Below are 21,085 nucleotides of genomic sequence, written 5' to 3'. Positions count from 1 at the left end.
TTTTCTTTAGTATATTATGGCCAAAGTTCTGTCGTCATGATTCCCCGGACTCCAGAAATCCAGCCAGGTATCCAACTGATAGGCAATTCCTTTGTTATCAGGTTTAAATTCTACTTTTGCCTCTTCTTCATTGTTTCCGCTTAAGTCTGATAGAAATTCCTGCCATTTTTCTATTTTTTCAAGGTTTGCTTCCACAACAAATTTCGGGTCATATATGCCGTCAGTCATTAAAAAAAGAAAAGAGAAATCGTTTACAAACTTTACGTTAAATCTGGAAGACATTTTGTTTGAACTGAAAATTTCGGGCATGGTTATAAACCTTGTTCCACCACCATATTCGCCTACATCAAGCCAGTTCAAAAGTGTAACTTCGGATACCTCTTTGTTTAGTAAAACAATTGGGCAGTCGCCAACACCAAAGCTTAGTATAAGATACCCATTAGGCATTTTCTTGAACAGACAGAAAATGAGTGTAGTATGAAAGTCTTTTACGATAGTTTCGGTTTTTTTTGCAAAGTCTGTTATGTTGGTATGAACAGCCACCGTTATTTTGTATAACTCCTGAATAATTTTCACTTTCAGTTCCTGAGGTATTATGACGATGTCGGTGGCTTCTTCCAGCACAAAAAACTGGTCGATTTCTTCTATGAGTGTTTTTGAAAACTGGTTTTCAAAGAAATTAACGGTTGTTTCGCAGGCTAATCGAGAGCCTTGTCTGGACAGTTTCGATGACCCCGCACCGTCTGCCACAGCTACTATACTCCAACCATTTCCTGTAATATGTTTAAAAGCAAAATCATCATCTCGGAAAGAACCATTATTGGCATGAGAGCGTCCTCTTTTGGACGCCACAACCAGATTTCTATCTCCCAAACTAGCCATTAAAGCCACATTATCTGGTTTAGCGTAAGGGTCTTGCTGATTACTTTCAATATTTTTCCAGAGAAACTTAGGGTCAGGATTCACAACAAATGAAATGATTTTTTCATGGAGAACCGAATCCTCTGGCTCGCCTTCTATTCTGAACCTCATTCTTACCTTTGTATCACCGCTATAAAAAGGAGTGCCCGTAATATACTTGTTTTCGCGGTCATATTCTAAACCAACATCGGTAAGTCCTTCAAACTCGATATGTGTGAGGTCTTGCCAGTTCCATTTTTCAGTTTCCAGTTTAACAGAATATGCTTTGCCGGCAGTGGCGTTCGGTATATTAATAGGTTGCATCTTGATGTCGTCAACCCTGGCTTTTATTTTCCATTTATCTACCAACATTTGCTGTGTTTCTTTTATTTGGGTGAAAAGAGAAATGTTTTCGTCGTCCTCTAAAAATTTATCAAAAAAAATAGATTTGTTAGAAGGTACCTGAATCCCACTTTTATGAAATAATGCCTGAATATACGTTTTAAAATCTGACATAACGCTTTTATCCTTGAGCACGGTTAATATCAAAACCCTCTGAGCCGTATCCATAAGTGCCCTGTGTATGACACGTTGGGCAAGTGCTCACAGGCTCGCTACCAACGCAGTGAATCTGGCCGCAAACACATACTGCAATACCATGCTGATTGCCACAGGATGGGCATGTCGGAGCACCCACCAGTTCGCTGGAGTTTATCCTGAAATTGTGGTCGTTGCCGTCAGATAACTCATAATAGTTATTATCTACCTGATACCCGCCTACAAGGCGATAAGCCATCGTCTGGTAATTCAGACCTGCATAAGCAGAAGAGTTAATGAACTTCTTATATTTTATCAGGTAAGGGCGTTTAGTATTCTGGCATTTGCCTGCAAGTACAACAAAATTGTTATCCAGATACTGGCTTGGAGGGGCTGTCTTTGTGAGGTCAACTTTAGTTACTATGGTGTCGTCTAGTTCTGCTAATTCAAAACCAGTAGTGTTTTTCTCGACACTTTCACTACTGGTTTTGATAGAGTCTGTTATCCATTTAAAAAACTGTTTGTACGAGCCCGCATTGGTATTTTTAAACAGCAGAACGTTTTCGGTTAATTCGCCAAGAATCTGGGTATTGGCTTCATCTCCGAATGAAATGGCAATCATGTTGGCTGTTTTACCCCAATTTTTTTTCCATTCGGCAATGGCAGGCTTTGCATCATCGGTTGGTACACCATCAGTAAACAAAAACACGATAGGTTTCCAGTCGCCTTTGCGTTCATAAGTAGTGGTAACCACATTACGGCGGAGTTCGAACATTAAATGGCCCAGCCCATTGCCTAATGATGTACCGCTACTAATCGGAAATTTAGGCGGATAAAAACTGACAATTTCCTGTAACGGAACAATGGTTTTTGCTTGGCCAGCAAAAACAATAATAGAAATCCAGACCGTTTCTATGGCGTAGGGGTCTGATTTTAGGGTTTGAATAATAGTTGCCATTCCTTCTTCTACTTGTTGAATCTGCTCTCCAACCATTGATTCTGAAATATCAATCAGGAAGTATATAGGTAGTCGTCTCATAAAATATCTTGCTCGGGTTACATTAAAATCATTTTTTTTAATTAGGTCTTTATTTAACTAATTATTAAAAAATCTTGGAAATAGAATCATGAACTTCTTTTATCTGGCTTATATTTTCGATGTTCAGTATTTGTTCTTCTCTGAAAAAAAGCGAATATCTTTTCCTCAGATAGTCGTTATCGAATAAAACCAGAAATACATTAACCAATTTGTTTGCATCTTCCTGAAAATCATTTCGTAAAAAAGCAAGTTGCTTTTCTGTAAACTCGGCTTCAGGAAAGCCGCCAGTAAAAATAAAAACACTTTGCTGGGTTTGGTTATGCGTTGTGGAAGTTTCGTTTTCGACCTCGGTCATTATCAAATCTATACAAGCAACCAAGCGTCTTTCTTGCGAACAACCAAACTGAATCTGTAACAAGCCTGTTTCAGCTACTGGTGTTGTAGGTAAATAAACTTTAACCAGTGAGTTTCCGAAGGTGATAATTGAATAATACAGGTTTTCGTCAGAAGCCATCATGCTGGTTCTGATTAGCTCTTCTACTTTTCTGATGGGTTGACCTATCATGTATCTTGAGGTATCAACCAGAAAATATATGTGCGATTTCGTCTTTTTTACGTCAGACTTAGCCTTGTCCATAACTGTATTATTCAATTGTCTTTTATTAATAGATATAGCATTGCTACCAAATACAGGCGAACTTAAATAACAAGGTTTATTTCGCTAGGTGGCGGAGGCAGCGAAACACTTTCGCCGGTACCTTGCGTTCGGTTTCCTTGCTCAATGGTTTCAGAAACCCATTTGAAAAACTGTTTCAGAGTTGTGCTGTCGGCGTTATCGAGATGAACCACGTCGGGCGTTAATTCTTTTAACAGGCTGTCGTCGGCCAATGGTCCGGCTGCACAGCAAACAATAGCACCAAAGTTTAACGATTTTATTTTCGGGGTCATCTCCCGATACAGCATAAGGTCGTTAGGTTTGCCATCAGTAAATAAAAACAATAATGGCTTCCAGTCTCCCTTTTGTGTAGGCGTGCTTTTAATCACATCTCTTTTTACTTTGTCATAAAGTAGTTCTAATGCTTTACCTGTGTGTGTAGGGCCACTTTGAGGGCATACAATTTCAGGAAGTTTAAAAGAAACCAGTTCGGTTAGTGGCACTATCTCCTGCACCTCTCTATCGAAGGTAATCATACATATCCAGAGAGAATCTAACGCCTGAGGGTCCGACCTCAGTGTGTTAAGCATTCCCGCTAACGCATTGTTCAATGCCTGAATGGGTTCACCATACATTGAACCCGATGTATCTAATAAAAAATAAACTGGGAGTCTTCTCATTAATATTTAAAGGGATACGCTATTAAACTACAATATTTAATTCGGCAGGCGGAGGGGGTAACTCTTTCATGCCACTAACTTCTTTGCCTGCATCTTCGACTTTTGTAGACGAAACCCCAATTGAAGCAGTTACCCATTGGAAAAACTTGCTTATACTCTGGCCGTCAGCTGTATCAAGGCTTACAACGTTATCAGTAATTTGTTTTAAAATGGTTGTGTCGGCTCCACTGCCGGCGGCACAGGCAACAGTAAAACCTATTTTCTGTTTACGAAATTCGGCAAGCCCAGCTTGCCAGTTATCTGTCGGAATCCCGTCGGTCATGATAAATACCAGCGGTTTCCAGTCACCTTTGCTTTCAGTAGTTGTTTTGGCAACTTCGTTTTCAATACACATACTTACGAGCTTGAGTGCTTCTCCGAGTGCGGTGGTTCCGCTGGCTCTTATCTCAGCCATCTGAAATGAAGCAAGGTCAGTAAGTGGTACAATTTGTCTGGCCGAACTATCAAATGTTATAATACTGATAAAGGCAGTTTCGATAGCTTGCGGGTTTTGGCGTAAAGAGCTTATCATTATCTGAACGCCATTTTTTACGGCTTCGATAGGCTCGCCGTTCATTGAACCCGAAACATCTAATAATAGATAGACTGGTAATCTTCTCATAACTTATTGAATATTATATGGAGAATTTGATGAGTTGTTGCTTCCCGGAATATTATAGTTGGAAGGCCCATTTTGTGGAGCAGTACTATTATTATCTGGAATGTTGTAAGTATTAGTAGCTGCGTCGGGGTCATTCTGAATCAGGTGTGTCATGACTTCTCCAGTAATGTCTTTGCCTCCTCTTATATGAGAAAATGCAGCACCTAAAGTATGGATAGGCCCCCACGGAATTCCCCACCAACCTAATAAAAGATTGGCTGCAATATACCCTCCCGAATGTTTCAAAGAACTTTCACCAGGTCTGATAAAATAAATGTCTGAATTTCGTTGGAAGGTCATGACTATAATGGAAACTGTATAGGGGAAATATACAAATTTTCCGCCCTGATTAACCAATGATTTTATTTGGGCAACGGTAAGGTTTTCGATGTTATTAATTTGAACAGACATAAAATTTAAGATTATAAATAATAAAAGGAGGATTTTATAAATAGTTTTTCACAATTCTATGAATTGTCTGCCCTAAAAAGATATCATCTGTTGGGTCGCCAATGGCATTAAATTTCCATTCTGCACCTTTTTTATATAGTTTACCCATAATAATTGACCTTTTGCCTGTATATTGCCCTTCTGCACTTACATTGTAAGAGGCAAATACTTCTTTTACATGAGTAGGAGTACCCTCATACATACGTATTTTTGAATATGGAATTTGCGAAAAGTCTTCTTTTCCGGCATTGTTAAGGAAAAAGAAAATTTGGGCTACATTAGGTGAAATCTTTGATAAATCAACAGTTATAATTTCGTTATCTAGGCCGTCATCACCACCGGTATCACCTTTGAGGTCATCGCCTGTATGTCTTAAAGCGCCATCAACTGAGGCCAATTTGCCTTTTGGTAAGCCAAACTGTTGAAGTACATCTACTCTGTATAAAGGAGAATAAAGGTGGTCACAAAGGTTATTCTGTGCATCAACCAATATGCAGCTCAAGTCAAGGTCAATGGTCTGTACATTTTTAGATAGCCCAAAAAATGCTTTTGTTTCTATTGCTCCCCAGTTTACCCCTACACAAAAGTTAGTGAGTGTAGTGCCATTTTCTTTTCTGAGGTCAATACGTTGTCCTTTTGTTAAATTAATTGCCATAAACTGTAATGATTAAGTTATTAGTTATGTTGTTTTCAAATATTAGTTATATTTCTTTAAGAAGTCTTCCAGCCCGCCTTTCATACCCATGCCTACGGCTTCAAATTTCCACTCATCATTTCTTTTGTAAACGCGTCCGAATTCCACGGCTGTTTCTACCGAAAAATCTTCTTCAAGTTCATATTTCAGAATTTCATTATTGTTATTGTCAAAGATTCTGATGTAGGAATTTCTTACTTGCCCGAAATTTTGTCGTCTGGCTTCGGCATCATAAATGGTAATTACAATACAAATCTCAGTAGCTTGTGGATGTATTTTTGATAAGTCGATATGTATTTGCTCATCGTCACCGTCGCCATTGCCCGTAAGGTTATCCCCAGAATGCGTTACCTCGCCTTGTGGTGAAACAAGGTTATTGAAGAATACAAAGTATTCGTCGCTGATTAGTTTTTTGTTTTCGCCCAATATAAATACCGATGCGTCAAGGTCAAAACTTGAACCCGTAGTAGAGTTGTTTGTGTCCCAGCCAAGCCCCACAGTAAACTTTGGCGCATTAATGTTTTGTCTTTGTCCTTTTTGTAAGTTGATAGCCATAATTAAGATATTTTATGATACTCCTGTAATAATGTTTTCAGATAATGCAAGTTTTGCTGATAAGCCTCAATGGTATGGTATTCATTGCCAATAGCCATGTCATAAAGCAGGCTAATAAAGTTTTCGGTTTGCTCCTGAATAAAAAGGTTAAATAATACTGGCTCTGAATTGAGAATATATTTGACAATTCGGGTATTAATAGCAAAATGATTACTCTTGATTATTGTGTTCAGGTCAAATATTGATTTGACGGCATAATAATTTAAGTAGTTTTCAATGTTAGGGTGTATATCCTTATTAACCAGTTCGGCAAAGTATAACAAGTAGGTTTCGTTGCTTAACTGAAATGCCTCCAACATTTTTTTTATCATCATTTCATGGCTTCCTGTAATACGTATGTCATCAAGGAAAAAAAGAATTTTCCCTTTCAGAAAATCTTTGTCGATATGAAATGTGTCATTTTTTATCAAATCAAACCTTTGTTGGGCATTAAGCTCTCCGTAGTCTTCTTTATAAGTTACAGTACGTTGTACTTTAGCCTCCTGTATTACTTTCATCTTGTTTTCGACCAGCCAACGGTTTAAGGTGAATGTAAATTGGTTTTTTAGCGCGAATGTTGCCGTAGGTATAAAAGCATAAGGGCTCGAAATAACAACTATGGGTTTGTCAAATTCTTTTAAGTGAGGCAAATTATGAATCAGTCCTTCGGCCAGATGATTACCAAATTTCTTGGCAATGTATTCATCTCCGAATTTGAATTTGCTATATTCAGTTGGTGAAAAACCGAAATTTGCTTCGTCTGAAATTTTATGTAAAGAAAATGTGTGAATCATTTAATTGAGTATGTGCTTAATGGTAAAACTATTTGAGTTAATCTGAAATACGTTTATTCCAACAGAAGCCCCTCCGTCGATGTCTGCAATCGGATTATCGCCTATGTGTAAAATTTCATTAAGCTGAATAGCTTTTTCAGCGCGCTCTGCCGATGCTGTTTTTATCATCAATTCAAAAAAACTTTTATTGGGTTTTGATAAACCAGTTTCGTCAGAATATAACTGAAAATCAAAGTACTGCGCCAGTTTAAGTTCAGGTAAAACTTTACGCAGGGTTTTGCCTTCAATAAATGCAGTATTGCTTAATATACCTATGGTACTTTCCTGATGCTGTTTTATGTGGTCAAGAGTACTGTAAGTTTCGTTGCTATATACGAAAGGCAGGAAATGCAAAAAAAGGTTTTCCATTTCTTTTTGAAGCCAAAGCATATCTAAGTCAGAAAAAGTGGGTTCATAGTTATTTAACTGATGAATAACCATCAGGTACATTTCGTCAGAAGCAATGTTTCTGCCTGTTTTTTCATTAATGAAATTACACATGACATCAACCTGCCTGATTACTTGCTGTACTTCTTCGATGGTTTTTTTCTTGGCATTCAAATGCTTATGAAAAAAAACTGCTCTTTGCTTTTTAAACTCAGGATTCGATTTGATGAGCGTTAGCCAAAGGTCAAAAGAGTAATGTTTATAAAAATACATTTCATAAAAGAGATTAACTCAATTAATATTAGTTATGAGTGGTGTCTTCAATAGTTTTATAATAAAGAATGCGGATATTAGTAAGTTATTTTAATGCAATGCACGGTGCCGGCAAGCTATTCGTTTGCTGAATTGTTAATGCGTTAATGGCTATACAGAAGGGGTATTTTACTTTTTTAGTATCATAAGCATAATATCAGGTTCACTAACCTAAATCATCAACAGCAATAACGTCCGAATACATAATTTTGTATATCAAAGACTAAAATGCGTTAGAAAAACATGATATTACGAATTAATATAAATTTTTTTGCTAGTAGGTAACTACTCTTTTAGCACAACTTTGTAAAATCCGACTGGTATTTATGATATAATTTGCCCTTTGAAATACTTTGAAAGGAAAAAGGCCAGATCTTCTTTATATCCAATTCCTGAGGCTTCGAATCTCCATTTTGAGTCACGTTTATATAGCCTGCCGAATTCGACTCCGGTTTCGATAGAGAAATCTTCACCTAATTCATATTTAGCTATTTCTGCTCCATTTGCGTCGTCAACGATACGGATATATGAGTTTCTCACTTGTCCGAAGTTTTGTCTTCTTGCTACACCTTCATGGATAGTAACAACAAATAAAATTTCAGTCACAGATGGGTCGACTTTAGTTAAATCTACCATAATGGTTTCGTCATCTCCAGTATCACTGTTTCCTCCGGTAGGGTCATCTCCTGTGTGATGTAACGCTCCATCGGGCGAATCAATATTGCCATAAAAAACGAAGAATTCTTCTTTGGGAATAAGTCGGTTGGCATCAATCATAAAAGCTGAAGCATCTAAGTCAAAGTCGTGCCCTGTACCTTCATTTGGGTTCCAGCCTAGTCCGACACTAATTTTAGATAAGCCTATGTCAATTTTTTGTCCTTTGGTTAGAGTTATAGCCATTTTAAATTTTAATAATAATAAAGTGTAGTTGTTTGACTTGATTAGTCTTGCAAAATAGAACTTTTCTGTTTGCTCACAAAGTAATTCATGTTTTTTTTATGTAAAGGTACTTATAGCGTTAAATCATAGGCAGAGTGAAGGCAGTTCCGCTTAAAAGAAAGAAATAATAGGTTTGTTACCACGGAATTGCCCAGATTGAGTACAACTCTTTATGAAATGCACAGCACGATAACCCGTTTTGTATATAAAAACTATGCTTTAACATTATTGATTAAATCGTCAATAGTACTAGATATATAAACACTACAAGGTTATACTTCATAAACGTTTATGAAGTATAACCTTGTATAAAGTTCTTATTGATTCAGATTAGCTGCATTGCCCTAAAATGACCCATAGAATAATAAAAACTATAATAGTGCCGAAGCAACCACCACCTAATTTTTTGGCGCCATAACCTGCTAGTAATCCTCTGAGTAAATTATTCATGTCTTATCTGATATTTGTAGATTTTGTATAATGCTTGTATCTATATACGATTGATAAAAAAATAATCCGCGGTTTGATATAATGTTTGTGGGAAAATATTTCCTCAATTTGCCCAGAAAGATTATTAGCGGATACCAAAGCCAGTTTTTGTGTAGAAAAAAATCCCTGTTTCTATACTTTATCGGGCTAGGGTGAGTCCATATTTTTCTCCTAAAGCTATTAGTGCATTTTCGGTTTCGGCCAGTAGGCTTACGCCCTCGGTTAGTTGTTGCTCCTTCAGGGCCAATCCTCTTTCACCGGGCATACGTACGGGTCTACTGCTGTCGATAGGATTTGAAGAAAGACATTGATTTTTGAAATACTCTGTTTCTTTTTTAAAGGCCTGCTCTCCGGCAAAGCCTTGTGGACTGATAATCTGTATATATACAGAGGCCCCCCAAAGACTAGGTTTATCAGACCTTCCGTGGCCACCTAAGGCACTGGTAAGGGCTTCTATCAATAAACCTAATGCAAAACCTTTGTAACCTGAATCGAGTCCACCTAAAGGCAGAATTGAGCCGGCAGGGGTATCGAAAAACGCAGCAGGGTCGTCAGTAACCTGTCCCTGAGCATCTAGCAACCAGTTATGAGGCAAGCGTTCCTGATTACGGTGGGCGCGTGCTACCAGTGCATTGGAGGTAACCGACATACTTACATCAATCATGAGTGGGGCTGATTCTGTCGGAATTCCTACGGCTAACGGATTAGGGCTATATGTACCATTTAAGCCCCCAAAAGGAGCAACGGTTTTGTTACGCGGGTCAGAGCAGGCCAGTAAAATCATGAAGCCTTGTCTGGCTACTTTTTCAAGATAAGCAGCCAAGCAGGCAATATGATGTGATTTCTGGATAGTTACAATGGCTGTTCCAAACTGATTTGCACGTTTGCAAGCCTCTTCAATGGCTTTGTTGACAAGCCACGGGCCGGGCAAATAGTTGCCGTCAAGTGCCAATACTGCACCCATGTCGTTGAGTAATTTAGCTTCACCAGTTTTGGCCATGGTGTTGTTTTCCAGCTCAGCAACATAAGAGGGTAGAAGTTGAAGACCGTGAGTCCGATGCCCCAGTAATTCACCCTCTAGCAATATATCGGCCGTATGAAAAGCCTTTTCGGTGTCAAGGCCAGCCTTGCATAACACATTTTGGCTAAACACTAACAGAGATTGTGCACTTTTCATAATCAGGCAATGGCTTTTTCGACAGAAGCCTTCATTTTTGATAAACCCAGTTTCGCAGCTACAAGTGCATCCATCTTCCAGTATTCTTTATTGAACAGTTCGAGCGATAACACAATAGGTGTTTTTTTGTTATTTAAATCGCGTAGTATCTGTGTCATAGGTGCGACGCCGTCGCCGGGTAGTACACGATAACTATCATTGATGGTTTCGCGCGGTGGTTCGGAAGGGTAGTCGTTTACATGGAACATGTGAATAGAAGCCCCATTAACCATTTTCAGGCTATTGAAGTTAGACCCACCTTTGTGTAAGTGATAAACGTCAGGTAAAACGCAGGCTTTGGGGTGGCCGCTTTCTGAGGCTACAAACAAAACCTCTCCGAATAAATGTAAATTAGTCGAGAACCCCCATAGTTCTAATTGAGGTATCACACCAAATTGGTCACTAACTTCGAGTAGTTTTCCATATCTTTCTGCGGCTGCCTGTAAGTTAATCAAACTGCCGGTAGTAGCCCCAAATGGTGGGGCAGCAATACGCTTACACCCTATTTCGGCCAGCATGGCCATTTCTTTTTTGTTTTGTTCAAGTGCCTTTGTTCTTTCTCCGGCATCATCAACTATCCACTTCGAAAAACCTATGGCATCTTCAATGGTAATACCCAAATCGGCAGCTTTCTTTTTTACATCTTTTAAGTTTCCTCCCTGCTCAACATACTTTTCTACGGTACTTACCCATATCTCAATGGCATCGTATCCGGCTTTTGCGGCTGTTTCTATTTCACCCATCAACCCCAGATTTTGCTCTCTGATAGTACTTGTATTAAGGCAGAATTTAAAGTTATGAGTAGCTTTTTTATTTGAACCTGCCATTGCTTCGGGCATACCAAGACTCAGACCAGCCCCAATAGCCAATGAGTTTTTTAATAGACCTCTGCGAGAGATATTATTTGTTTCCATCGATAGTTTAATATGGTTAAAATTGAATTTTGTATGAAAAGATAGTGGGGTAAAGATAAGGTATAAGATTTAGTTTTCAAGTAAATTGAGACATAATATGGAACTTTGCCCCTGTTTGTAACAAGAAAATAGCAACAGCGCATAATTAGTAAAACACGGAATCTGTTATGAAGGGCAGAGGTATATACATACAAATCTGGCGGGCTTACGCATATAGTAAACCCGCCAGATACTACTTGTTGCCTGAAATCAGGCTTTTTCTTCGGCTGATACCTTTTCTCTGAATATGGCTTCTACGATACTTTGCACTTTAGGGCCTATAAGTAAAATGCAAGGAATAACAATGCAGTAAGACATCACCCATGATTTTAGCCAGATTGCTACAAAATTAACCCCAAACCCTACATTAATAGCAATGAGCGAAAACGAAATAATACCCGTAGTAATAATGCCCATAATCATGGCGAAAGCTATTCTTTGTTTCATTTTTCGGTTTGTATTAACAATGTTATGGTAAATTATTATCTGCCCGAGTTCATAGCATAGAGTGCCTCCTGCGGTGAGCTAAGGAACAATTCATAAAACTGAGCGGTACGCCCTACATGTATTTCGTAGGTTTCGGTTTCAAAGGCTTTTAATAGGTCTTCGGCCACTTGTGCAGGCGAAATTCCGTTTGCACCACCTATTTCCTGTGAGAAATCTGTATTTACTAATGGTGGCATTAGTTCAAAGACCTTCACAGGGGTGTTTTCGAGCGTTAGTCTTAACGATTGTGTATAGGAGTGTAAAGCAGCTTTACTTGCGCCATAAGTTGATAGTAAATGATTGGGTGCAAACGCAACAATTGAAGATACATTCACAATGGCTGAGGTTTCTTGCTGAGAAAGAACAGGCAGGAGTTTTTCTGTGAGCCGAATAACAGACAAATAATTGGTAAGCATTTCTTCCTGAGCCTTTTCAAAAGCCTGATTGGTTTCTGAAAGGTTGTGTACAAACGCACGTCCGGCATTATTGATTAATACATTCAGGGCCGGGAACTCTGCACGGATTCTTTCGGCAAGTTTATCAATATCGGCAGCATTGCTTACGTCACACTGAATCGTTGTGGCATTTTTGAGTTGTGTGGCTGCTTGGGCAAGCCGCTGAGCATCTCTGCCTAAAATAATGAGATGGTTATCGTGTTGGTCGAAAAGTTTAGCTATTTCAAGGCCAATTCCTGCACTTCCTCCTGTAATCAGGATGGTATTTTGTGTTGTTTTCATTTTTCTTTGGTTTAAGATTTAAAAATCATACAAGTACTGACGCCATGCGCGTAAACAGTATTGTTATTATCTATTAATTGAGCTTCCACAAGGGCTGTCCGGCCACCGGCGTGAATAATTTTACCCACAGCGTGTAGCTCTTCATTTTTTGTGGTTACTGCCTTTAAAAAATTTACTTTTAGTTCAAGGGTTGTATAACCTGTTCCGGCGTCTAGTATTGAATGAAGCGTGCAACCCATAGCCGAATCAAGTATGGCAGAAATAACTCCTCCGTGTACACTTCCAATAGGATTATAGTGAAATTCCTGTGGTTGGAACGAAAAAATAACCTTGCCTTTTTCCAGAAGTGTTGGTTTAAAATCTAACGTATGTAGTAGGGGAGGGAAAGGAATTTGCCCGTCGCTCATAGCTTGTAAATAAGCTAGCCCCGACATCTGTAAGGCTTGCTTGGCTCCTTCCATTGGGTTGTCCCACTGAAAAGTTCTTTCTCTGTTATTTGTTTTCATTTTATACCGTTCGGTATTTTATTTGTGAAAAAAAATTAGCTTAAATCTCTGATGATTTTTTCAACAGATTGCATAACAGCTTTTCTGTAATTGAGTTTACCAGTCAGTTTTGTAATCATGATTCCACCCTCTATCATGGCTATCATGGTTAAAGCTGTTTGTTCAGGGTCAATGTCAGATTTAAATTCTTTGTTGTCGATGCCCTTCTGAATAAGACTGGTAATTTTGTTTTTCCAGTCATGAATGGCATTAGAGGCTTTTTCTTTAAGGGCCGGATGAGTGTCGTCTGCTTCAATGGCTGTATTCAAAATGGGGCAACCTCCGTTCGGAAACGGAAATTTCAGAAAATTTTCATAAACATTGGCATATACCAGTAGTTTTTCCTGAATACTGCTATGTTTAGCCATTTCTTGCCTGATGATTTCATCAACACAATTCAGGTTATATTCAAAAGCTGCCAGTGCAACTTCATCTTTATTAGTAAAGTTGCCATAAATACTACCTTTAGTTAAGCCGGTGGCGTTGGTCATATCATTCAGAGAAGTTCCGGCATATCCCTTTATGTTAAAGATAGGTGCTGTTTTTTCAATGATAAATTCCCGTGTTCTTGCCGCTTTACTCATGTAGCTTTTATTTATGCTGCAAATATATACCAATCGGTATATATTTGCAAGACTTTTTAAATATATTTTTTCAAACGAAAACAGTCTTATGCTAGCAATAGTGGGGCAAAATGTTGAAGGTCTTTATCGAAAGTAACAAAACTGGCAGGAAAACCCGAGGCAATCTGCCCGATTTGCTGGTCTTGGCCTATGGCCTTAGCAGCACGTACAGTAGCCATTTTAATGGCTTCGTCTAACGGAATGCCTACTTTTTCGACGGCCGCTTTGACGGCATCAGCCATTGAAATGGCCGCACCAGCCAGATTCCCCTCCGAATTACGGTATTGATTATCTTTCAGGTAGGCATCAAATTCTCCCCACTTGAAATGAGTAACTTTATTTCCAACGAAAAGGGCATCAGAGATAATAAATAATTTGTCTTTCTTGATTTTGTAAGCAATACGTGCAGCGGCAAAGTCACAATGGAAGCCATCGATAATAATAGGGGCATAAACCTCTGGGGTATCGAAGGTAGCTCCCACTACGCCTGGTTCGCGGTGACCCATTTGGGTCATGGCATTGTAGAGGTGCGTACATAGCCCGATGCCTTTCTGATACGCACGCTTTGCCTGTTGGTAAGTAGCATTTGAATGCCCTAGCGATAAACGTATTCCGCTGGCTAGTAGCAGGTCTAGTTGCTCATCAGTAAAGTTTTCGGCAGCAATTGTCATAATTTTAATCACATCTTTGCCATATTTAATAATTTCTTCCAGTTCGACATTAGTGGGGTTTCTTACATATTCTTTCAGGTGCGCTCCACGTTTAGCTACATTCAGAAACGGGCCTTCGAGGTGCATACCCAACACGCCCGAATTAGGATTCCTTGCCATAAAGTTTTTGGTTGCCTCAATTCCCTTAAGAATGTTGTCAAGGGGCGAAGTAATGAGGCAGGGCAAAACGTGGGTTGTGCCTAGTGCTAGGCTTGACTCATAAATATCCTGAATAGTTTCTTCGGTAGGGTGTTCGGTAAAATAATATTTTTCTCCGCCATTAATATGTGTATCAATGAAACCGGCTGAAATATGCTTCCCTTGTAGGTCTATGTGGTGAGCTGTTGTATCAGTTGTAAAATCGGCTAATGGTTTTACAGCACTGATAGTACCGTTGTCGATAATAATAACATGATTGTCAAGAACTTGTGTGCCTGTATGAATAATGGCATTGGTAATGATGGTATACATAGGAAGAATAGCGCTAGAATTTTATGGCAAGTTATGAAAAAACTGTCGTATAGATGGAGGCTGTAAAGAATATAATTCTGCCATCTTGTCAGTAAATTTCGTATTGGCAAAATAATTGCCGAAATTTGCAAAAATAAAATTGGTAGAAAAATGGCAGAAAATAAAGAAGGACAAGAAATAACAGAAGAGCAAACAGCAGAAAATAATGAAAATCTGGCAGAAGAAACAGGCACAGAAAGTGTAGAAACAGAAGACAAACAAGCACAACTGGAAAGCCAGCTTGCCGAAGCAAAAGATAAATATCTGCGTTTGTATGCCGAATTTGAGAACTTCCGCCGCCGCACAGCTAAAGAAAGAATTGAAACAATTCAGAATGCGTCAGAAGGTTTAATCAAAGAGTTGATTCCTGTCATAGACGATTTCGAGCGTGCTAATAAATCTTTTGAAAATGTGACGGAGGTAGAGCCGCTGAAAGAAGGCATTGCCCTGATATTTAATAAATTGCAGAAAACACTGGCCTCGAAAGGTTTAAAACCAATGGAAGCCAAAGATAAGGACTTTGACGTTGACCTGCACGAATGTATTACACAGTTTGCCGCAGGTGAAGACAAAAAAGGGAAAGTAATTGATGAGGTAGAGAAAGGTTACTACCTGAACGATAAGGTAATTCGTTATGCTAAAGTGGTAGTTGGTAGTTAAGGTATATAAATAAAAATGCTTAAATGAGATAGCTTGTGTTGGAAACAACAGAGGTTTTGTTTGTTGTTGAGCTACTGCAAAGCGAGGTCGGGTTTCTCATTATATAGTTATATTTCAGATATAAAAAAAGGTATTTAGTGGAGCCTGATTGCTCATTTACTCATTGAATTTATTCACAATCATTATGTCACAGAAGAGAGATTATTACGAAGTATTAGGGGTAAGTAAAAATGCTACTGAAGATGAGCTTAAAAAAGCATATCGTAAGTTGGCTATTCAGTATCACCCTGATAAAAACCCGGGAGATAAAGCTGCTGAAGAAAAATTTAAAGAAATTGCCGAAGCCTACGGTGTGCTTTCTGACGCCGAAAAACGCCAGAGATACGACCAGTTCGGTCATCAGGGAATGGGCGGGGCCAGTGGTTTTGGTGGCGGAGGCGTAAATATGGAAGATATTTTTAGCAGTGTGTTTGGCGACGACAGCCCATTTGGTAGTTTCTTTGGTGGAGGCGGAAGACGCAGCGCCGGTGGCCAGCCCGTACGTAAAGGCTCTGACTTGCGTATCAAGCTGAAACTCGATTTGGACGAAATAGCCAATGGTGCTGAGAAAAAAATAAAGGTAAAACGTTATGTGGCGTGTAATACTTGCGGAGGCAATGGCTCTAAGAATGGTAATTCTCTGAAAACCTGCCAGACCTGTAACGGTTCTGGACAAATTCGGAAAGTGGTAAGCACTATGTTGGGCCAGATGGTTTCAACCACTACTTGCCATACTTGTCAGGGAGAAGGTAAAGTAATTGTTGAACGTTGCGAAACCTGCTTTGGCGAAGGCCGTATCCTGAACGAAGATTTAATTTCAATCAAGATTCCGGCAGGTGTGGGTGAAGGTATGCAGTTATCAATGACAGGCAAAGGAAACGTGCCTGTACGTGGAGGAATAGCCGGCGACTTGCTTATTGTAATTGAAGAAGAAGAACACCCAGAACTAAAGCGTGACGGCAACAATATTATTTATGACCTGAAACTGAATTTTGCAGATGCAGTATTAGGTAAAGATGTTGAAATTCCATCGATTGGTGGAAAAGTAAAAATATCGGTCAAGCCGGGTACACAGCCAGGAGAAATTCTGCGCTTGAAAGGCAAAGGTTTGAAAGATGTAAACAACAGTTACAGAATAGGCGACCAACTGGTGCAGGTAAATATTTATACCCCAACCAATATAAGCAGCGAAGAAAAATCCATTCTTGAGAAACTACGTGATGCGCCTAATTTCCAGCCAAGAGCAACCAAGAATGACAAAAGCTTTTTCGATAGAATGAAGGATTTCTTCCATTAAGAAAAAATAAAATTGTAAAATTAATGGCTATGGCGAAGCCTCTCTTTTGTTATAAAAAGAGGGGCTTTGCTGTTTTTGGGTGTAATAATCATACTAAAGGCAATGTTTATGGCTCAAAAAAGCCGATTTTAAGTGAGTTTTATTGTTTCGGTCTATTTCTTGTTTTTAACATAATTTAAGTTCGTTTTTTTCTAAACTCTGCCTTAAATTCTCTATTTTTGAGCCATCATTGAGATTTGGAGATAAACAATATTTCCAGAGATAGCTAATTTACTACATTTACTTATACAAAATGAACAATTTTAAGAGGCTTAATAATATTATTGGCTGGGCAGTTTTTGCCATCTCACTCATCACTTACACACTAACTGTCGAACCTACTGCTAGTTTCTGGGACTGTGGTGAGTTCATTGCCTGTGCATACAAACTTCAGGTTCCTCACCCGGCAGGTGCGCCTTTCTTCCTGTTAATAGGTCGTATGGCTTCTTTACTAGCCGGAAGCGACGTAACCAAAGTAGCCCTGATGATAAACATGGTATCGGTTATTTCCAGTGCCTTTACAATTTTGTTTATGTTCTGGACTATCTCTTTACTGGCACGTAAGGTATTTGGTAAAAAAGGTGAAGAACTCAACAGCACCGAAACCATACTAGTGTTAGCTGCCAGTGCTGTTGGCTCATTAGTATACGCGTTTTCAGATTCTTTTTGGTTTTCGGCAGTTGAGGCAGAGGTATACGGTATGTCATCGTTCTTTACAGCTATTGTAGTATGGGCCGCTTTCCGTTGGGAATTAATAGAAGATGAAGCAGATGCTAATCGCTGGTTGATATTCATTGCTTATCTGGTAGGGCTTTCGATAGGTGTCCACTTATTGAACCTTGTAACCATTCCGGCCTTATCATTGATATATTATTACAAAAAAACCAAAAAAGTTACATGGAAAGGTGGAATTTTAGCCTTTCTGATAGGTATGGTAGTTCTGGGTATTGTCAATGTAGGGGTTATTACGGGTATTCCGTCGTTAGCTTTCACTTTTGAAAAACTTTTTGTTAATACTTTTCATTTGCCATTCAGCTCAGGTAGTTTGTTTTTTGTTTTGGCTTTAATAGGTGGTTTAGCTTACAGTATTTTCTGGACAAACAGAAAAGGAATGGTTATAGCCAATACGGCTCTTGTAGCTTTTGCCTTTGTATTAATTGGTTATTCGAGTTATACTATTGCACTGATTCGTTCAAACTACAACCCACCAATCAACGAAAACAACCCAAGCAACGTACTGAATTACGTATCTTATCTGAAACGCGAACAGTACGGTAGCCGTCCGTTATTATATGGCCCCGTTTTTACCAGTAAATTAGAAGCAATTGAAAACGGTGACCCAGTTTATAAAGTAGGAAATAAAAAATACGAAATTTATGACTACAAGCCTACTTATGTGTGGGAGCCAAACAGTGAGAGCCTATTGCCACGTATGTGGAGTACTGACGGAAATCATCAGGCGGTATATCGTCAGGAAATGAACTTGTCGCCACAAGAAAAACCAACGGTTGTAACGAACATTAAATATATGTTCAAGCGTCAGATGGGTTATATGTACTGGAGATATTTTGCATGGAATTTCTGGGGTCGCTCAAGCGACATTGAAGGGGCTGGGCCAACCAACATACTTGAATCGAAAAGTAGCTTGCCTCCGGCTGTAAAAGAGAACCGCGCTCGTACTAACTACTGGGGCTTACCTGTTATTTTAGGTATATTAGGATTATTATACCATTATTTCAAACGCGAACGCGACGCCCTCGTGCTATTCCTGCTCTTTATCTTTACAGGTCTGGCGCTTGTGGTATTCCTGAATGCCCCTCCAATCGAACCACGTGAACGTGATTATATCTATGTAGGTTCATTCTATATATGGGCAATCTGGATAGGGCTTGGCGTTATGGGCTTGTTTGAGTATGTATTGAAGTTTATTAATAATACTAAAACCAGAGCCATTGGTGCTACTGTGATAGGTTTGGCAATTCCGTTGATTATGTTGCCACAAGGCTGGAGAGGCCACGACCGCTCGAACCGTTACCACCAAGTTGATTTTGCTAAAAACCTGCTTAACTCTTGTGCCAAAGATGCTATCCTGTTTACAGGCGGCGATAACGACACTTTCCCGCTGTGGTATGTGCAGGAAGTTGAAGGTTTCCGTACCGATGTGCGTGTTTGTAACCTTAGTTTATTAGGAACAGACTGGTACTGTGAACAAATGAAACGTAAAACGTATGAGTCGGACCCACTTCCGATTACATTCTCAACAGACCAATTGTTGAGTGGCGTTAACGACCAAATACCGTTTGTAGAACGTCTGAAAGAACCAATTGACCTGAAAGAATTCATGGAGTTTGTGAAAAACAATAATCCTGCAATTCAGCTACCTTTAAATAATGGCAAGACAATTAACACTTTGCCGTCAGACAGCCTGTCGCTGACATATAATATTGATGAAGTTAAAAAATTAGGTTTTGTTGCTAAACAATATGAGCCATACCTGACCGGACAAATGTTGTGGAATATCGGTAAACGCGATTTATTGAAAAACGATTTGATGCAATTAGAGATGATTGCACAGAATAACTGGAAACGCCCTATTTATTTTGCCGGAACGCTTGCACCTGACAATTACCTGAACCTTCGTGAATATATGCAGCTTGAAGGTTACGCATACAGACTGATGCCTTTCAAAGTAGGCCCCGGGGCTGAAGATGGTTTCATTAATACCGATGTTATGTATGAAAACATGATGAAGAAGATGGCATGGCGTGAAATGAACAATCCGAAGGTATACTATGATTCTGAAACTTACCTGAAAGTACCTATTGTAACTGCTCGTCTGGCTTTCTTACGATTGGTTGACCAACTTGTGAGAGATGGTAAAAAAGATAAAGCGAAGGAAGTACTCGACCACGCTAATAAAGTTTTACCTGATAATACAATTCCGTACGACCAACTGTGTACCAACTATGTAATGTATTACTTTGAGGTGGGAGACTCTAAAAAAGCGATGGAAATAGCCGATGTAATTACAAAACGTGCTGACCAGAATCTGGCTTATTTCACTGAAAAAGCACAGAGAATAAGTGCAGAATGGATGCCCGATAATGTGCAAGGATATATCGAAATGAACCTTAGAAATCTTCAGATATTAGCCAATGTATGTAACCGTAATGGGCAAACAGAGGCCGCCAAACGTTACGAAGCTATTTATAACAAATACTACGCTAAACTAAGCTAATGTTTGTTTCAAAATGAAATGAGGGCATCATAAACCGATGCCCTCATTTTTTATACCCATCCGGCTATCCAATAGCTGATATAACCAACTATTTCTCTTAAAACTAGCTGTAATCTGGCCATAGGGTCGGCCCAAGGTAAGAAGTGTATCAAGCCTATTCTTCTCTGGGAAGATAGATAATGAGAACCAAAAGGAGTTACTTTTACATTTACTTTTTCAAAACAACCAATGGCACGCCTAAGATGAAATGCTGATGTAATGAGTAAATATTTTTGATTTGGAAACTGTTTTTTCAAAATCAGGGCTGAGTTTGTTGCATTCTCTCTTGTATTTTTAGATAAGGATTCCAGATAAATGTCTTCTTGAGGTACTCCGCTCATAACCAGATATTTAGCAATCTGGTCAATTTCGCTGGTAACTGGTTTTCCGGCAATGATAACATCTCCGCCGCTAATAAGAATTTTCTTTATTTTCCCCTTTTTGTATAACTGCAAAGTCTGACCAATTCGATCGCTACTCATTCCGAGAAAAATATTTTCGGCAGGCTCCTGAAAGGTATTAATACAACCGCCGGTAAGCAAAATACCTACGTCATGAGGTTGTACTGCCGAAATAGCCGTAGGTGCAGGCTCCCACAAAAGTAAAATTTCATTACAAATGAAGGGGTTCGAAAAAATATAGAAAAAAATAAGCGTTGTAATTAATAATTTTCTCGATTTGGTACGATTTTTTGTAGTGATAGCATAAATAAGTAAAATACATATTATACCAGCCGGCATAATACAGAAAGTAAATACTTTTGAAACAATATCATACATGGCTT

The 21,085-nt window shown here is 39.0% G+C and carries 22 protein-coding genes; 3 read left to right on the top strand and 19 right to left on the bottom strand.

The window, feature by feature from the left end; translation table 11 throughout:
- Positions 1–6 precede the first annotated feature (6 nt).
- From WAA15_RS21635 to nagA, 18 genes are all read right to left on the bottom strand, one after another.
- Positions 7–1,416 (bottom strand): PP2C family serine/threonine-protein phosphatase, encoded by a 1,410-nt coding sequence (locus WAA15_RS21635; RefSeq protein ID WP_337044932.1) that lies wholly within the window; start codon positions 1,414–1,416, stop codon positions 7–9.
- A gap of 7 nt (positions 1,417–1,423) precedes the next feature.
- Positions 1,424–2,476, bottom strand: a complete 1,053-nt coding sequence (locus WAA15_RS21630; protein ID WP_337044931.1) for a TerY-C metal binding domain-containing protein — start codon at positions 2,474–2,476, stop codon at positions 1,424–1,426.
- A gap of 64 nt (positions 2,477–2,540) precedes the next feature.
- Positions 2,541–3,113: a hypothetical protein gene (locus tag WAA15_RS21625; protein WP_337044930.1), complete on the bottom strand. Its 573-nt coding sequence runs from the start codon at positions 3,111–3,113 to the stop codon at positions 2,541–2,543.
- Between the two features lie 62 nt (positions 3,114–3,175).
- Positions 3,176–3,811, bottom strand: a complete 636-nt coding sequence (locus WAA15_RS21620; RefSeq protein WP_337044929.1) for a vWA domain-containing protein — start codon at positions 3,809–3,811, stop codon at positions 3,176–3,178.
- A 22-nt stretch (positions 3,812–3,833) separates the two neighbouring features.
- Complete coding sequence (locus tag WAA15_RS21615; protein ID WP_337044928.1) at positions 3,834–4,472, bottom strand: vWA domain-containing protein; 639 nt, start codon at positions 4,470–4,472, stop codon at positions 3,834–3,836.
- Positions 4,473–4,475: 3 nt separating this feature from the next.
- Complete coding sequence (locus WAA15_RS21610) at positions 4,476–4,922, bottom strand: hypothetical protein (RefSeq protein WP_337044927.1); 447 nt, start codon at positions 4,920–4,922, stop codon at positions 4,476–4,478.
- A gap of 34 nt (positions 4,923–4,956) precedes the next feature.
- A complete protein-coding gene (locus WAA15_RS21605) occupies positions 4,957–5,616 on the bottom strand; it encodes a TerD family protein (RefSeq protein ID WP_337044926.1) in 660 nt (219 codons plus the stop codon).
- A 42-nt stretch (positions 5,617–5,658) separates the two neighbouring features.
- Positions 5,659–6,210, bottom strand: coding sequence for a TerD family protein (locus WAA15_RS21600; RefSeq protein ID WP_337044925.1), 552 nt, complete (start codon positions 6,208–6,210; stop codon positions 5,659–5,661).
- A 2-nt stretch (positions 6,211–6,212) separates the two neighbouring features.
- A complete protein-coding gene (locus WAA15_RS21595; protein WP_337044924.1) occupies positions 6,213–7,043 on the bottom strand; it encodes a phosphoribosyltransferase family protein in 831 nt (276 codons plus the stop codon).
- Positions 7,044–7,742, bottom strand: coding sequence for an HAD family hydrolase (locus WAA15_RS21590; protein WP_337044923.1), 699 nt, complete (start codon positions 7,740–7,742; stop codon positions 7,044–7,046).
- A gap of 363 nt (positions 7,743–8,105) precedes the next feature.
- The gene (locus WAA15_RS21585; RefSeq protein ID WP_337044922.1) at positions 8,106–8,681 is read right to left on the bottom strand and encodes a TerD family protein; all 576 of its coding nucleotides are present in this window, start codon (positions 8,679–8,681) and stop codon (positions 8,106–8,108) included.
- Between the two features lie 667 nt (positions 8,682–9,348).
- Positions 9,349–10,386, bottom strand: a complete 1,038-nt coding sequence (locus tag WAA15_RS21580) for an Ldh family oxidoreductase (RefSeq protein ID WP_337044921.1) — start codon at positions 10,384–10,386, stop codon at positions 9,349–9,351.
- A 2-nt stretch (positions 10,387–10,388) separates the two neighbouring features.
- Positions 10,389–11,339: a sugar phosphate isomerase/epimerase family protein gene (locus tag WAA15_RS21575; protein WP_337044920.1), complete on the bottom strand. Its 951-nt coding sequence runs from the start codon at positions 11,337–11,339 to the stop codon at positions 10,389–10,391.
- A 249-nt stretch (positions 11,340–11,588) separates the two neighbouring features.
- Positions 11,589–11,825: a DUF2798 domain-containing protein gene (locus WAA15_RS21570; RefSeq protein ID WP_337044919.1), complete on the bottom strand. Its 237-nt coding sequence runs from the start codon at positions 11,823–11,825 to the stop codon at positions 11,589–11,591.
- 35 nt (positions 11,826–11,860) lie between these two features.
- Positions 11,861–12,601 carry an SDR family oxidoreductase gene (locus WAA15_RS21565; RefSeq protein ID WP_337044918.1) on the bottom strand — a complete coding sequence of 247 codons (741 nt, stop codon included), beginning with the start codon at positions 12,599–12,601 and terminating at the stop codon, positions 11,861–11,863.
- An 11-nt stretch (positions 12,602–12,612) separates the two neighbouring features.
- The gene (locus WAA15_RS21560; RefSeq protein WP_337044917.1) at positions 12,613–13,107 is read right to left on the bottom strand and encodes a PaaI family thioesterase; all 495 of its coding nucleotides are present in this window, start codon (positions 13,105–13,107) and stop codon (positions 12,613–12,615) included.
- A gap of 35 nt (positions 13,108–13,142) precedes the next feature.
- Positions 13,143–13,730 carry a TetR/AcrR family transcriptional regulator gene (locus WAA15_RS21555; RefSeq protein ID WP_337044916.1) on the bottom strand — a complete coding sequence of 196 codons (588 nt, stop codon included), beginning with the start codon at positions 13,728–13,730 and terminating at the stop codon, positions 13,143–13,145.
- Between the two features lie 86 nt (positions 13,731–13,816).
- The gene (gene nagA / locus WAA15_RS21550; RefSeq protein WP_337044915.1) at positions 13,817–14,950 is read right to left on the bottom strand and encodes an N-acetylglucosamine-6-phosphate deacetylase; all 1,134 of its coding nucleotides are present in this window, start codon (positions 14,948–14,950) and stop codon (positions 13,817–13,819) included.
- 150 nt (positions 14,951–15,100) lie between these two features.
- On the opposite strand from nagA, the gene WAA15_RS21545 reads away from it, so the two are divergent.
- The 3 genes from WAA15_RS21545 (at position 15,101) to WAA15_RS21535 (ending at position 20,262) form a co-directional block, all read left to right on the top strand.
- Positions 15,101–15,649, top strand: coding sequence for a nucleotide exchange factor GrpE (locus tag WAA15_RS21545; RefSeq protein ID WP_337044914.1), 549 nt, complete (start codon positions 15,101–15,103; stop codon positions 15,647–15,649).
- Between the two features lie 184 nt (positions 15,650–15,833).
- The gene (gene dnaJ / locus WAA15_RS21540; protein WP_337044913.1) at positions 15,834–16,985 is read left to right on the top strand and encodes a molecular chaperone DnaJ; all 1,152 of its coding nucleotides are present in this window, start codon (positions 15,834–15,836) and stop codon (positions 16,983–16,985) included.
- 292 nt (positions 16,986–17,277) lie between these two features.
- Positions 17,278–20,262 (top strand): DUF2723 domain-containing protein, encoded by a 2,985-nt coding sequence (locus WAA15_RS21535; protein ID WP_337044912.1) that lies wholly within the window; start codon positions 17,278–17,280, stop codon positions 20,260–20,262.
- Positions 20,263–20,312: 50 nt separating this feature from the next.
- Here the strand turns inward: WAA15_RS21535 and WAA15_RS21530 are convergent, their stop codons facing one another.
- Entirely contained in the window at positions 20,313–21,080 is a 768-nt protein-coding gene (locus WAA15_RS21530; RefSeq protein WP_337044911.1) for a YdcF family protein, read from the bottom strand.
- Between the last annotated feature and the right edge of the window lie 5 nt (positions 21,081–21,085).

Origin of the sequence: Emticicia sp. 17c (assembly GCF_037153985.1) — a bacterium.
GTDB lineage: Bacteria > Bacteroidota > Bacteroidia > Cytophagales > Spirosomataceae > Emticicia.
The sequence above is the reverse complement of the archived record's forward strand: the minus strand, read 5'-3'. Positions and strand labels throughout refer to the sequence as shown.

What these genes read in the sequence shown, in the direction of transcription:
- WAA15_RS21535 (WP_337044912.1), top strand. Translation starts at nt 17,278, where the DNA reads ATGAACAATTTTAAGAGGCTTAATAATATTATTGGCTGGGCAGTTTTT.
- WAA15_RS21605 (WP_337044926.1), bottom strand. Translation starts at nt 5,616, where the DNA reads ATGGCAATTAATTTAACAAAAGGACAACGTATTGACCTCAGAAAAGAA.
- WAA15_RS21555 (WP_337044916.1), bottom strand. Translation starts at nt 13,730, where the DNA reads ATGAGTAAAGCGGCAAGAACACGGGAATTTATCATTGAAAAAACAGCA.
- WAA15_RS21585 (WP_337044922.1), bottom strand. Translation starts at nt 8,681, where the DNA reads ATGGCTATAACTCTAACCAAAGGACAAAAAATTGACATAGGCTTATCT.
- WAA15_RS21595 (WP_337044924.1), bottom strand. Translation starts at nt 7,043, where the DNA reads ATGATTCACACATTTTCTTTACATAAAATTTCAGACGAAGCAAATTTC.
- nagA (WP_337044915.1), bottom strand. Translation starts at nt 14,950, where the DNA reads ATGTATACCATCATTACCAATGCCATTATTCATACAGGCACACAAGTT.
- WAA15_RS21530 (WP_337044911.1), bottom strand. Translation starts at nt 21,080, where the DNA reads ATGTATGATATTGTTTCAAAAGTATTTACTTTCTGTATTATGCCGGCT.
- WAA15_RS21610 (WP_337044927.1), bottom strand. Translation starts at nt 4,922, where the DNA reads ATGTCTGTTCAAATTAATAACATCGAAAACCTTACCGTTGCCCAAATA.
- WAA15_RS21575 (WP_337044920.1), bottom strand. Translation starts at nt 11,339, where the DNA reads ATGGAAACAAATAATATCTCTCGCAGAGGTCTATTAAAAAACTCATTG.
- WAA15_RS21560 (WP_337044917.1), bottom strand. Translation starts at nt 13,107, where the DNA reads ATGAAAACAAATAACAGAGAAAGAACTTTTCAGTGGGACAACCCAATG.
- WAA15_RS21630 (WP_337044931.1), bottom strand. Translation starts at nt 2,476, where the DNA reads ATGAGACGACTACCTATATACTTCCTGATTGATATTTCAGAATCAATG.
- WAA15_RS21570 (WP_337044919.1), bottom strand. Translation starts at nt 11,825, where the DNA reads ATGAAACAAAGAATAGCTTTCGCCATGATTATGGGCATTATTACTACG.
- WAA15_RS21625 (WP_337044930.1), bottom strand. Translation starts at nt 3,113, where the DNA reads ATGGACAAGGCTAAGTCTGACGTAAAAAAGACGAAATCGCACATATAT.
- WAA15_RS21545 (WP_337044914.1), top strand. Translation starts at nt 15,101, where the DNA reads ATGGCAGAAAATAAAGAAGGACAAGAAATAACAGAAGAGCAAACAGCA.
- dnaJ (WP_337044913.1), top strand. Translation starts at nt 15,834, where the DNA reads ATGTCACAGAAGAGAGATTATTACGAAGTATTAGGGGTAAGTAAAAAT.
- WAA15_RS21600 (WP_337044925.1), bottom strand. Translation starts at nt 6,210, where the DNA reads ATGGCTATCAACTTACAAAAAGGACAAAGACAAAACATTAATGCGCCA.
- WAA15_RS21635 (WP_337044932.1), bottom strand. Translation starts at nt 1,416, where the DNA reads ATGTCAGATTTTAAAACGTATATTCAGGCATTATTTCATAAAAGTGGG.
- WAA15_RS21615 (WP_337044928.1), bottom strand. Translation starts at nt 4,472, where the DNA reads ATGAGAAGATTACCAGTCTATCTATTATTAGATGTTTCGGGTTCAATG.
- WAA15_RS21590 (WP_337044923.1), bottom strand. Translation starts at nt 7,742, where the DNA reads ATGTATTTTTATAAACATTACTCTTTTGACCTTTGGCTAACGCTCATC.
- WAA15_RS21620 (WP_337044929.1), bottom strand. Translation starts at nt 3,811, where the DNA reads ATGAGAAGACTCCCAGTTTATTTTTTATTAGATACATCGGGTTCAATG.
- WAA15_RS21580 (WP_337044921.1), bottom strand. Translation starts at nt 10,386, where the DNA reads ATGAAAAGTGCACAATCTCTGTTAGTGTTTAGCCAAAATGTGTTATGC.
- WAA15_RS21565 (WP_337044918.1), bottom strand. Translation starts at nt 12,601, where the DNA reads ATGAAAACAACACAAAATACCATCCTGATTACAGGAGGAAGTGCAGGA.